This window comes from Pseudoxanthomonas sp. 134C1 (assembly GCF_057773065.1).
In genome coordinates this window covers 232399-244006 of sequence record NZ_JBYMTH010000005.1, presented here as the reverse complement: position 1 = coordinate 244006, position 11608 = coordinate 232399, and the positions used below count along the sequence as shown (strand labels likewise).

General features: G+C 67.9%; 7 protein-coding genes. All 7 read left to right on the top strand.

Annotated features, from left to right (window positions below; all coding sequences use genetic code 11):
- Nucleotides 1-139: 139 nt before the first annotated feature.
- Nucleotides 140-3055, top strand: coding sequence for a DUF748 domain-containing protein (locus AC3DEZ_RS12320; protein WP_488388462.1), 2916 nt, complete (start codon nucleotides 140-142; stop codon nucleotides 3053-3055).
- A gap of 176 nt (nucleotides 3056-3231) precedes the next feature.
- Nucleotides 3232-6735 (top strand): chromosome segregation protein SMC, encoded by a 3504-nt coding sequence (gene smc / locus AC3DEZ_RS12315; RefSeq protein WP_488388461.1) that lies wholly within the window; start codon nucleotides 3232-3234, stop codon nucleotides 6733-6735.
- A gap of 39 nt (nucleotides 6736-6774) precedes the next feature.
- Complete coding sequence (gene zipA / locus AC3DEZ_RS12310) at nucleotides 6775-7509, top strand: cell division protein ZipA (protein ID WP_488388460.1); 735 nt, start codon at nucleotides 6775-6777, stop codon at nucleotides 7507-7509.
- A gap of 61 nt (nucleotides 7510-7570) precedes the next feature.
- Nucleotides 7571-7891, top strand: coding sequence for a hypothetical protein (locus tag AC3DEZ_RS12305; protein WP_488388459.1), 321 nt, complete (start codon nucleotides 7571-7573; stop codon nucleotides 7889-7891).
- On the top strand, nucleotides 7888-8160 hold the full coding sequence (locus AC3DEZ_RS12300) for a hypothetical protein (RefSeq protein ID WP_488388458.1): 273 nt from the start codon (nucleotides 7888-7890) through the stop codon (nucleotides 8158-8160). The genes AC3DEZ_RS12305 and AC3DEZ_RS12300 overlap by 4 nt, the downstream gene beginning before the upstream one ends.
- Before the next feature lie 52 nt (nucleotides 8161-8212).
- Nucleotides 8213-10588: an NAD-dependent DNA ligase LigA gene (gene ligA, locus AC3DEZ_RS12295; RefSeq protein ID WP_488388457.1), complete on the top strand. Its 2376-nt coding sequence runs from the start codon at nucleotides 8213-8215 to the stop codon at nucleotides 10586-10588.
- On the top strand, nucleotides 10585-11553 hold the full coding sequence (gene epmA, locus AC3DEZ_RS12290) for an EF-P lysine aminoacylase EpmA (protein WP_488388456.1): 969 nt from the start codon (nucleotides 10585-10587) through the stop codon (nucleotides 11551-11553). The genes ligA and epmA overlap by 4 nt, the downstream gene beginning before the upstream one ends.
- Nucleotides 11554-11608 lie beyond the last annotated feature (55 nt).

The window sequence follows — 11608 nt, the reverse complement described above, 5'->3', positions numbered from 1 at the left end:
ATGCCGGCCGCGCGGGTGCTGGCATGCTGATCGCCGGGCGCGTTAATGTGAGCGCTCCGACGATTGGCCGGGTTCCGCCCCATCGTCACGCTCCACCGGCATCCGCCGCGAGGGAGCCGACGTCACCAAGGAGCAGGTCATGCTGGGCTGGATCCGTCGTCGACTGCTTTGGGTCATCGTCGTGCCGCTGCTGGCGGTGGGGCTGTACGCGCTGGCGGGGTTCTGGTGGCTGCCGCGTTTCGCCCGGGCCGAGGCCACCGACTACGTGCGCGACGAACTGGGCAAGTCCCTGAGCCTGGGCGAGCTGCGGTTCAATCCGTTCACCTTCCGCGCCGAGGCGACGGCGCTGGCGATCGGCGAATCCGCGTCCGAGGCAGGAGCAGGGCGGAAACCCTTGGTGGCGTTGCGCCGGTTGGTCGTCGACTTCCAGGTTTCGTCGCTGTGGCAGGGCGCCTGGACCTTCCGCGACGTAACCCTGGAGGGGCCCTACGTGCAGGCGGTCGTGCGCCCGGACGGATCACTCAACCTCGCCGATCTGGTGCCGCGCAAGCAGGACGACAGCCCGTCGCCGGACGTGCTGATCGAGCATCTCGCCGTCGTCGACGGCGCGGTCGATTTCGCCGATCACAGCCGCAGGCTGCAGCCGAGCAAGCGGTTGGCGCCGATCCGCTTCGAACTGCGCGATTTCCGTACCGCGCCCGGCAATGGCAAGGGGGGGGGATTCCATCTGGCGGCCAGCGGCGATCAGGGCGAACGGTTCGACTGGCGCGGACAACTGTCGCTGCGTCCGTTCGCTTCGTCAGGCGAGCTGGCCGCGGCGAACCTGGAGGTGGACACCGCCTATGCTTTCCTCAGCGAAGCGCTGCCGTTCGAACTGCATGGTGGTCGCTTCGACGTGGCCGGCCAGTATCGCTTCTCCGCCGGAACCCAGGCGGGCACGCTGCTGGAGGCGAGCCTGTCCCGTGCGCAGGCGAGCGGCGTGGGCGTGCGCGTGCGGGACGAGGAGCGGGACGCCGCCACCCTGGGCCGGGTGACGCTGGAAGGCGCGCGGTTTTCACTGGGCAAGCGGGAAATCGCCGCCAACACCCTGCGCGTGGGCGGACTGCGGACCGCGCTGACCCGGGAGGCGAACGGCACGCTCAGCCTGCAACGCCTGTTTCCCGCCACGCCGGTGACCTCCGCACCGCCAGCAGCCTCGCCGTCGACGCCCGGACCCGCCTGGCGATTCAACCTGGGCGAGGTCGCGGTGGAAGACGCGGAGATCGACGTCCAGGACCGGGCCGTGCGCCCGGCGAGCCGCTTCCGGTTGCAGGCCTTGTCGGCCAGCGCGCGCGGCATCAGCCTGGACATGGACCGGCCGGTTCCATTGAAGGCCGCCGCCGCCATCAACGGCAAGACCCGGCTCGTCCTGGAAGGCGAGGTGGTGCCGGCCAGCGCGGCTGCTCGCCTGAAACTTGAGCTGGAAGGATTGCCGTTGCGCGACGTGCTGGCCTACCTGCCGGCGTTCCCCGCCTTGGAACTGCGTTCCGGCACGCTCAGCGCGAACGGCGAATTGACCCTGCCGGCGGCGAAGCCGGGCGTGGCGGCGCTGGATTTCGCCGGCGCCGGCCGCATCGAAAGCTTCTCGCTGCTGGAGCGTGCTGGCAAGCGGCAGGTCATGGCCTGGGATCGGGTCGAGATCAGCGGCCTGCACTACGCACAGGCGCCGGACCGCCTGGAGATCGCGCGCGTGCTGATGCGCCGGCCATTCGCGATCGTGGCGATTGAACCGGATCGCACCGTCAATCTGAGCCGGTTGTTCGCGACCCCCGCATCGGCGTCCGCGCCCGCGACGACCAGCGGGCCTCCGATGGCGATCCGGCTGGACGACCTGCAGATCGAGAACGGCACCATGGCGTTCGCCGACACCTCCATGGATCCCGGCTTCCGCGCCGATATCGCCGCGCTGCGCGGCCATGTCCGCGGATTGTCCACGACCACCTCGGCGCAGGCCCGGGTGGACCTGAAGGGGCAGGTGGTCAACCGCTTCTCGCCGGTGGAAATCTCGGGAAACCTCAATCCGTTCGCCTATGACGAGCGCACCGATCTGAAGCTGAGTTTCCGCAATATCGACCTGCCGATCTTCAACCCGTATTCCGGCCGGTTCGCCGGCTACGCCATCGCCAAGGGCAAGCTCAGCACCGAACTGCACTACGAAATCGACCACCGCAAGTTGGAGGCGGCTCATCACGTCGTGCTGGATCAGCTGGAATGGGGCGAGGCGACCGACAGCCAGGAAAAGGTCTCGCTGCCGATCCGGCTGGCGACTTCGCTGCTGAAGAACCGCCAGGGCGTGATCGATCTGGATCTGCCGGTGAACGGCTCGCTCGACGATCCCACCTTCCGTATGTGGCCGATCGTCTGGCAGATCCTGAAGAACATCCTGGTCAAGGCGGTCACCGCGCCGTTCGATTTCATCGGTTCGCTGTTCAAGGGCGCCGAGCAGGCGCGTTACGTCGACTTCGCCGCCGGCTCCAGCGAACTGGGCGAACCCGCGCGCACCAGCCTGGGCGCGCTGGCCAAGGCGCTGGCGGAACGCCCGGCCCTGCGGCTGGACATTCCGGCCGGCACGGCCCTGGAAGGCGAAGCCGAGGCCATAGCCGGGCAGCGGCTGGAGGCGGCGATGCTGGCCGGGCGCAAGGACGAACCGATAGCGGTCGAGGCGCTGGAGCCCGGCGAGCAGGTGGATCTGCTGGAGGCGCTCTACCGTCAGCAACTGGGCCGCAAGCCGGACATTCCGGAGGCCACCGAGGAGGCCGGGCGGGAAGACCAGGAACGCAAGGCACGCAAGGCGGCGCGCCAGTCGGCCGAGGCGGCCTGGCTGCGCCAGGCGCTGCTGCCCCGTTACCGGCCCGGCGCGGACGAACTGGCCGCGCTGGGACGCTCCCGCGCCAACGCCGTGCAGGAGGCCCTGCTGGCGGGCGGGGACGTGGATCCCACCCGGGTGTTCATCGACGCCGCAAAGGGACCGGCGGCGCATGAAGGTGGCGCGCGACTGGAACTGGGCCTGGAATAGTGGGCCGGGTGGCGGTCCCGCGCCGGGCCGGCGCCCGTTATACTCATCGGTCAATGCCGCAAGAGCAGTATTGGATTGCCATATAAATCAACTATTTGGCGATTCAACCTCATCCAGTCCAACAATTTGGCAGCGCACCGGCCGGCCGGTCGCGATGCCCGGAAAACCCTCGCCGCATGCGCCTTTCGACCATCAAGCTGTCCGGTTTCAAGTCCTTCGTCGATCCGACCACGTTGCACCTGCCCACCAACATGACCGGCGTGGTCGGTCCCAACGGCTGCGGCAAGTCCAACATCATCGACGCGGTGCGCTGGGTGATGGGCGAAAGCTCCGCCAGCCGCCTGCGCGGCGACTCGCTGACCGACGTGATCTTCTCTGGCAGCTCGGCGCGCAAGCCGGTCTCGCAGGCCACGGTCGAATTGATCTTCGACAACAGCGATCACACCATCGCCGGCGAGTTCGCCGCTTTCAACGAAATCTCGGTCAAGCGCCAGGTCAGCCGCGACGGCCAGAGCAACTACTATCTCAACGGCACCAAATGCCGCCGCCGTGACATCACCGATCTGTTCCTCGGCACCGGCCTGGGACCGCGCAGCTACTCGATCATCGAGCAGGGCATGATCAGCCAGATCATCGAGGCGCGGCCCGAGGATCTGCGCGTTTACCTGGAGGAAGCCGCCGGCATCTCCAAGTACAAGGAGCGCCGCAAGGAAACCGAGACCCGTATCCGCCATACCCGCGAGAACCTGGATCGCCTGAACGATCTGCGCGAGGAAATCGGCAAGCAGCTGGAACATCTCAAGCGCCAGGCCAAGCAGGCCGAGCAGTACCAGGGCCTGCAGGAAGAGCGCCGGGTCAAGGACGCCGAATGGAAGGCGCTGGAGTTCCGCGGGCTGGACGTGCAGTTGCAGAGCCTGCGCGAGAAGCTGTCGCAGGAAGAAACCCGCCTGCAGCAGCTGATCGCCGAGCAGCGCGAAGCCGAGCGCAACATCGAAACCGATCGGTTGCGTCGCGAGGAAGCCGCCGAAGGCCTCAACAAGGCCCAGGGCGAGGTCTACCAGGTCGGCAGCACCCTGGCCCGGCTGGAACAGCAGATGCAGCACCAGCGCGATCTGGCCGAGCGCCTGAAGAAGGCGCGCGACGAGGCGCACAACGCGTTGCAGGAACTGGGCCAGCACATCAGCGGCGACGAGACCAAGTTGAACGTCCTGCGTGAAAGCGTGGACGAAGCCGAACCGCGCCTGGTGCAGCTGCAGGAAGAGGACCTGTTCAAGCAGGACGCCCTGCGCGATGCCGAGACCCGTCTGTCGGACTGGCAGCAGCGCTGGGAAACCCATTCGCGCGAGTCCGCCGAGGCGGCCCGCGCCGGCGAGGTCGAACGCACCCGCGTCGACTATCTGGATCGGCAGGCGCTGGAAACCGAGCGTCGCCGCGAGAATCTGGCCGGCGAACGCGCCGGGCTGGATCTGGACGCGCTGGCCGAGGCGTTCGAGCAATTGCAGATCCAGCACGACACCCAGAAGGAGTCGCTGGAAACACTGACCGGGCAGGTCGAATCGCGCAAGCAGTCGGCCGCTTCGGTGCAGGAACAGCAGCGCGCCTCGCAGACCGAACTGTCGGAGGTGCGCAAGCGCGCCCAGGAAGCCCGTGGCCGCCTGTCCTCGCTGGAAACCCTGCAGCATGCCGCGCTGGGCCAGGAGCAGGGCGCGGCGATGAGCTGGCTGAAGGCGCGAGGGCTGGATTCGGCCGCGCGCGTGGGCGAGCGGTTGACCGTCGAGCCGGGTTGGGAAAACGCCGTCGAAGGCGCGTTGGGACAACTCATCGAAGGCGTGCTGGTCGATGCGCCGGAATCGCTGGTCGATGCCCTGGGCGAACTGGGCGAAGGCCGCATCGCGCTGGTGTCCGACGAACAGGCCGACTTCAACGTCGCGCCGACCTCGCTGGCCGCGAGGGTACAGGGACCGGCGGCGGTGCGCCGCCTGCTGGCGCGCCTGCACGTGGCCGATGATCTGGCCGAAGCGCGTCGCCTGCAGGCACAGCTGGGCGACGGCGATTCGGTGATCACCCGCAGCGGCGAGCGCCTGGGCGCCGGCTGGGTGCGGGTGCTGCGCTCCGGCGCGGCCAAGCAGGGCGCCTTGCTGCGCGAGCGCGAAATCCAGGGCCTGCGCGCCGAGATCGAAACGCTGCAGACCCGCGAGGCCGAGCTGGAAGAGCGCCTGGCCAACCTGCGTGATCAATTGCTGGCGGCCGAGCAGCAGCGCGAGGACGCGCAGCGCGCGCTGTACCTGGCGCATCGCAGCGTGTCCGAACTGGCCGGCCAGTTGCAGAGCCAGCAGGGCCGGGTCGAATCGACCCGCCACCGCATCGACAAGATCGATCAGGAAATCGCCCAGCTGGTGGAAACCCTGGACAACAGTCGCGAACAGGCCCGCGAGGCCCGCACGCGGCTGGAGGACGCGGTCACCGCGATGGGCGATCTGGAATCGGCCCGGCAAACGCTGGAATCCGAACGCCGGCAATTGGTGGAGGCGCGGGATCTGGCCCGCGAGGCGGCGCGCGCTTCGCGCGATGCCACCCACGCGCTGGCGCTGACGCTGGAATCACAGCGCACCCAGATCATCTCCCTCAGCCAGGCCCTGGATCGGATGGGAGGCCAGCGCGGCCAGCTGGATACCCGGCTGGAGGAACTGACCCTGCAGTTGAACGAGGGCGACTCGCCGGTGCAGGAACTGGACGCCCAGCGCCAGGCCGCGCTGGAGGAACGCGTCAACGCGGATCGCCGGCTCGCCGAGGCGCGTTCCGTGCTGGAAGGCATCGACAACGAGCTGCGCCAGTACGAACAGACCCGCCACCAGCGCGACGAGGCCGCGCTCGCCCAGCGCGAGCGGATTTCCCAGCGCAAGCTGGACCAGCAGGCGCTGGCGCTGAAGTCCGAACAACTGTCGCAGGGGATCGTCGCCGCCGGTTTCGTGGTCGAGGACGTGATCAACACCCTGCCGGAAGTGGCCGACGCGCGCGAATGGGAACAGGCCGTCATCCAGATCGACTCGCGCATGCGCCGGCTGGAGCCGGTCAACCTGGCCGCGATCCACGAATATGGCGAAGCGTCGCAGCGCGCCGAATATCTGGAAGCCCAGCACGTTGATCTGACCACCGCGCTGGAAACCCTGGAAGAGGCCATCCGCAAGATCGATCGCGAGACCCGTGGCCGCTTCAAGGACACCTTCGATCGTGTCAATGCCGGCGTGCAGGCGCTGTATCCGCGTCTGTTCGGCGGCGGACACGCCTATCTGGAACTGACCGGCGAGGATCTGCTGGATACCGGCGTGGCGATCATGGCGCGTCCACCCGGCAAGCGCGTATCCAACATTTCGCTGTTGTCCGGCGGCGAGAAGGCGATGACCGCGGTGGCGCTGGTGTTCGCGATCTTCCAGCTCAATCCCGCGCCCTTCTGCCTGCTGGACGAAGTGGACGCGCCGCTGGACGAAGCCAACGTCGGCCGCTTCACCAACATGGTGAAGGAGATGAGCGAGAAGGTGCAGTTCCTGTTCGTCAGCCACAACAAGGCGACAATGGAAGCCGCGCACCAGCTCAGTGGCGTTACCATGCGTGAACCGGGTGTCAGCCGACTGGTGTCGGTCGACCTGGATGAAGCGGCACGCCTGGCGGGCGCGGCCTGACCCTGGACCCTTGAACGAAACCCTGGCGGAGAACACGACGTGTCCGACATGGCAATGCTCCGAATCGGCATCCTGATCGCAGGCGCCATCCTGGTCGCGGCGATCATTTTCTTCGGCCGCCCCAAGAAGCCCAGCCAGGGCCGGCGGCTGGAACCCAGCGAGCGTGACAACGCCCGCGTCGAGCCGAGCCTGGCCACCGACGAGGCGGCGTACGACACCGACAGCGACTATTCCGGCGATGACGTCACCCAGCCCGAACTGGGCCTGGCCGGTGGCACGCCGGCGGCGGTCGACAGTCATCTGGGCAAGCGGGTCAGCCAGGACTTCGACAAGATCGTCTCGCTGTACGTGGCGGCGCGCGCCGGACAGGTGCTGCGCGGCGAGGACATCGTGGTCGCGGCGGAGAAGACCGGCCTGATCTTCGGCCACATGAACGTGTTCCACCGGCTGATCGAAGGCCATCCCGAACGCGGCCCGATTTTCAGCATGGCCAACATCATGCAGCCCGGCAGTTTCGACATGGCCAACATCCGCGAGATGGAAACCCCGGCCATCGCGTTCTTCCTGACCTTGCCGGCGCCGGTGAGCGCGCTGGAAGCGTGGGAGAAACTGCTGCCCAATGTGGAGCGCATGGCCGAACTGCTCAACGGCGTGGTTCTGGATGACAGCCGCAACACCCTGGGCCGGCAGCGCATCCAGCACATCCGCGAAGAGCTGCGCGCCTACGACCGCCAGCACGAGGCGCCGCCGCTGACCAAGCCGCCGCGCTGGTAACCGGCGGCCGCACCCGATGCACCGGTCCGCGCACCGCTGCCTGTGGATGCTTCTTGCATTGATGACCTGCGCGTCCGCGGGCGCGGATGCGGTCGACGAGAAACAGGAATCCATTGCCGACGAGCCGGGCGTTGCCTTCGAGCGCGCGTTGCTGCCGGCGGTGCTGTTCGAGAACCGGCCCACGCCGGAATGGACGCTTCCCGCACGGATGGCCCGCCACCACGTGCCGGGCGTCAGCATCGCGCTGATCGAGGACGGCCGGATTGCCTGGACCCAAGGCTACGGCACGATCCGGAGCGACAGCGGGACGGCGGTGAAATCGTGCGTGCGGCGGCACGCATCCATCAGTGGCCCGATTTCCAGCCGACACGGCGGACGGTGACGACCCTGGCGCCCGCCGCCCTGGCGGCGCGGGCGGGCGAATACGCGATGGATGCGGGCTTCGTCCTGAGTATCGAGCCATGGGAAAGCCACCTGCGGGTGCGCACGCCGCGCGGCACCGAGCATGCCTTCCACCCGCTGGACGGTGACCGTTTCGTGGACCCGGAGGAGGGCGCCGAACTGCGCTTCGAAGCCAGCCCTGACGGGTCGGGCGCAATGCTTTCGCTCTGGGGCATGCAGGGGCGCCGGATCACGCGCGCGAACCCCTGACCGTCCCTTCTTTCATCACGGTCGTGCCGGGCGATTGCCTTAGAATTCCGCCATGACCGCACCCACTCCCGCCGATCGCGCCATCGAGCTGCGTCGCCAACTGGACGACGCCAACTATCGCTACCACGTGCTCGACGAGCCGAACATCCCGGATGCCGAGTACGACCGCCTGCTGCGCGAGCTGGACGAACTGGAAGCGGCGAATCCGGACCTGATCACACCGGACTCGCCGACGCAGCGCGTCGGCAATGCGCCCTCCACGCGTTTCGCCGAAGTCCGCCACGCCATTCCGATGCTGTCGCTGGGCAATGCCTTCACCAAGGAAGATCCGGAACCGGACGAGGACCCCTACCAGGAGGTGCGCGACTTCGTCCGCCGCATAGCCGACAGGCTGAGGCGGCCACACCTGTTCTTCTCGGTCGAGCCCAAGCTGGACGGGCTGGCGATCAGCCTCCGCTACGAGGACGGTGCGTTCGTCCAGGGTGCGACCCGCGGTGATGGCGCCACCGGCGAGGATGTCACCGCCAACCTGCGCACGATCAAGGCCATTCCCATGCGCCTGCGCGGCAAAGGCTGGCCGCGGGTGCTGGAAGTACGCGGCGAGGTCTACATGCCGCTGGCGGCGTTCCGGGCCTACAACGAGCGCGCGCTGAAAGAGGGCGGCAAGGTGTTGGCCAATCCGCGCAACGGCGCGGCCGGCTCCCTGCGGCAACTGGATCCGCGGATGACGGCGCAGCGTCCGCTGGCGTTCTACGCCTACGCGGTCGGCCTGGTCGAAGGCGGTGAGCTGCCGGCCACGCATTCGCAGACCCTGGCCCATCTGCGCGACTGGGGCTTTCCCGTCAGCGCGGAAAACCGCGTGGTCGATGGCGTCGACGGCCTGCTCGACTACTACCGCGACATCGGCGCGCGGCGCGATCGGCTCCCGTTCGACATCGACGGGGTGGTCTACAAACTGGATGACTACGAAGGCCAGCGCGAGATGGGGTTCGTCTCGCGCGCGCCGCGCTGGGCCATCGCGCACAAGTTTCCGGCGCAGGAACAGATGACCGTGCTGGAGTCGATCGAGGTCAACGTCGGCCGCACCGGCGCGGTCACGCCGTGGGCGCTGATGCAGCCGGTGCAGGTGGGCGGCGTCACCGTCACCCGCGCCACCCTCCACAACGCCGATCAGATCGCCCGTCTGGACGTGCGCAACGGCGATACCGTCATCGTCCGCCGCGCCGGCGACGTGATCCCGGAAGTAGTACGCGTGGTCATGGAACGTCGCCCCCCCGGCACGCATCCCTGGTCCATGCCGACCCGTTGTCCGGTGTGCGGATCGGAAGTGGTGCGCGAGGAAGGCGAGGCGGTCTGGCGCTGCTCCGGCGAGCTGACCTGCGCCGCCCAGCGCAAGGAAGCCATCGGCCATTTCGCCTCGCGTCGCGCGATGGACATCGAGGGGCTGGGCGAGCGCTATGTCGAAGTGCTCAGCGATCTGGGCTACGTCACTTCGGTGGCTGATCTGTACCAGCTCAAGGTCGAAGATCTGCTGGAAATGAAACGCCGCGCCGACGAGCGCGATGGCACCACCCCGGAGACGGTCAAGGCGGGCAAGGTCGCGACCAAGTGGGCGGACAACCTGATCGAGGCGATCGACCGCAGCCGCACCACCACTCTGGAACGGTTCCTGTTCGCGCTCGGCATCCAGCACGTCGGCGAAAGCACCGCCAAGGCGCTGGCGCTGTGGTTCGGCGATCTGGAGTTGATCCGGCGCATGCCATGGCCGCTGTTCAAACGCGTACCCGACATCGGTGGCGAAGTCGCGCGCTCGCTGGGCCACTTCTTCGATCAGCCCGGCAACCAGCAGGTGATCGACGATCTGCTGGCACGCGGCGTCACCATCATCGATGCGCATCCGCCGCATCCCGGACTTCGCGACGATCTCGGCCTGGCCACCGTGCTGGTGGATCTGGAGATTCCCAAGGTTACCCGCGTGCGCGCCGATCAGCTGGCGGCCGCGTTCCCGCGCGTGGAAGCGCTGGTGGATGCGCCCGCGCACCAGTTCGTCAGCGCCGGCCTGCCTTCCGAGTCCGCCAACGCGCTGGCAGCCTGGTTGGAGGCGCCGGAGCATGCCCGGTTGCTGGCCCATGTCGGCGAAACGCTCGCGAACCTGCTGGCGATCACACCCGAAGGCGATGCGACGCCGGCCGGTCCGCTGGAAGGCAAGACCGTCGTGCTCACCGGTGGCCTGGCGGCGATGAGCCGCGACGAGGCCGGCGAGAAACTCGAAGCGCTGGGCGCGAAAGTCGCCGGCAGCGTGTCGAAGAAGACCAGCCTGGTGGTGGCCGGCGAGGCGGCCGGTTCCAAGCTCGCCAAGGCGCAGGAACTGGGCATCGAAATCTGGGACGAGACGCAATTGCTGGCTTTCCTGGCGAAGCACGCATGAGCTGGCAGCCCTCGGCGTCGTTCGAGGCCATCCGCCTGCGCGCCCGCCTGAATGCCGTGATGCGCGGATTCTTCACCGCGCGCGGGGTGTTGGAAGTGGAAACGCCGGTGATGTCGCAGGCCGGCAACACCGATCCCAACATCGCCTCCTTCTCGCTGGCCTTCGGTGGTCACGTCGATGCCGGCCCGCGCCAGCGCTGGCTGCGCACTTCGCCGGAGTTTCCGCTCAAGCGCCTGCTGGCGGCGGGGCTGGGCGATTGCTACGAACTGGGGCGGGTGTTCCGCGACGGCGAAGCGGGCGGCCGCCACAATCCCGAGTTCACCATGCTCGAGTGGTACCGCGTCGGTTGGGACCATCAACGGCTGATCGATGAGTGCGCCGATCTGTTGCGCGATTGCCTGACCCTGGTCGGGCGCGAGGCGCGGCTGCGGAGGATGGCCTACCGGGATCTGTATCGCGAGGCGCTCGGCATCGACCCGATGCTCGACAGCGTCGAGGTCCTGCGCAACGCGCTTTTGGACATACGCATCGAGCCGGAAGGATTGGGGCGCGATGACTGGCTGGATCTGCTGATGACCCATCGCCTGCAGCCGGCGTTTCCCGCCGATCAGCTGCTGGCCTTGTACGACTATCCCGCGTCCCAGTGCGCGCTGGCGCGGGTACGGGCGGGGGAGGTGCCGGTGGCCGAGCGTTTCGAGATCTACCTGGGACCGCTGGAGCTTGCCAACGGCTACCACGAGCTGGCCGATGCGGATGAGCAGTCGCGCCGCTTCCATCACGACGTGGCGGTGCGCGGCGCACGGGACGAGCAGGCGCCGGCCATCGACGCACGCCTGTTGGCCGGGTTGGCGGCCGGGTTCCCGGACTGTGCCGGGGTCGCCCTGGGGGTGGATCGCCTGCTCATGGCGATGCTGGGTACCTCGCGCATCGCCGACGTGTTGAGCTTCGATTTCGCGCGAGCCTGAGCGGCGACAAAACGTTTGCGGGGACCCCTGAAAAAGAAACGGTTTCTTGGGTTCA